Here is a 1,288-nt window from a genome sequence, read left to right as displayed (position 1 = left end):
CTTTTCATTCTTCTGTTACAACAGATTTCTCGCCCTTTGACCACTCATCGTTACTTTCCTCAATAATGCTACTTACCAGCGGTTATTGAGCTATTGCGTTTGCCACATTGAATGGAGAACAAATTTACCTATTCCTGCTGTCCCAGGAAGAATTAATTTGGTATGCCGAATGGATGGAGCGCACTGACGAAGGGGCTTTTAACGAGGTGATTGTCAATGCCTTAGGCACTCTCGAAGCCGCCGGTTAAAGCGAGGTATTATGGGCTCCAGACGTAATGGTCTGTTTAAGCTGAACGAATCGCACACCCTTGGTTAACCTAAGTCAAACGGTCACCCCTTCAGGGTTTTTCCTATTTTTTCTAAAACTTGTCCGTTTAGCACTATTGCTATACGGACTCAACTTCTGCCTTTATCAGGACGGCAGATGGTTCATGTCGATATATGTTAAGGGGGTCTTTTCTTCCCGCGCCTACATGGACGACTATTCACTAACACAAGATCTTTTAGCTAGCTGGGCGAGCCTTTTTCATACGCTAATTACAGGAACACTCTCTTACATTGGCTTGATTATCTGGCTACGAGTTTCGGGAAAACGCACACTATCTAAATGGAATTCTTTTGACTTTGTGGTCACGATTGCGTTGGGCTCCATCCTAGCCAGCGCATTGCTAACCAAAAGTGTTTCCCTAGTTCAAACGATGGTAGCCATTGTTTTGCTGGTAGGCTTTCAGTTTATTCTTACCTGGCTATCCGTACGTTCTAGCATTGTTCAAACCCTGATCAAAGCAAAGCCTACACTACTGTTCTTTAAAGGAGAGTTTATAGAACACTTGATCAAACAAGAGCGAGTTGCAAAAGGTGAAGTGCTAGCCGCCATCAGGGTTAGGGGCGGCAGCAATCTCAACGATATTGGGGCTGTTGTATTAGAGACGGACGGGACTTTTAGCGTGATCAAAGATTTAGACGTAAACGAAGCCAACGCTCTAAGAGACGTACAGGGCTTTAGAGAGAAAGCTTCGCTTAGCAATGCTTGATAATAATTGACCCCCTAGCCGAGATACGTGTAATTTCGCTCACAGTGACCTGAAAGCAGCATTCTACCGTAGCTGGCTGGTTCGGATTTCCGCTAAGTCACTAACTTGAGTGTTGTGCTCTCATGAGAGAAAAATCATCATATCGCGTCTGAGGTAGACTAGGCGTTAGGTTCAAAGGTTTTGAGCAGGAGGTGAAGGATGCAGTTGCCGATTGTTGCGCCAGCGCCAGTGGTGAGCAAACATGCCGCAGCGTT

General features: G+C 45.4%; 2 protein-coding genes. Both read left to right on the top strand.

Annotation, left to right across the window (positions count from 1 at the left end; genetic code table 11):
* Positions 1-107 precede the first annotated feature (107 nt).
* Entirely contained in the window at positions 108-248 is a 141-nt protein-coding gene (locus CKL79_RS23365) for a hypothetical protein (protein ID WP_170944173.1), read from the top strand.
* A 60-nt stretch (positions 249-308) separates the two neighbouring features.
* Complete coding sequence (locus CKL79_RS22420; RefSeq protein WP_240519042.1) at positions 309-1,034, top strand: YetF domain-containing protein; 726 nt, start codon at positions 309-311, stop codon at positions 1,032-1,034.
* Positions 1,035-1,288: the final 254 nt, after the last annotated feature.

The sequence above is a fragment of the Leptolyngbya sp. BC1307 genome (assembly GCF_002286735.1).
In the GTDB taxonomy this organism is placed as follows: Bacteria; Cyanobacteriota; Cyanobacteriia; order Phormidesmidales; family Phormidesmidaceae; genus Phormidesmis.
Note: the sequence above shows the minus strand (reverse complement) of the source record. Positions and strands in the feature narration are given on the sequence as shown.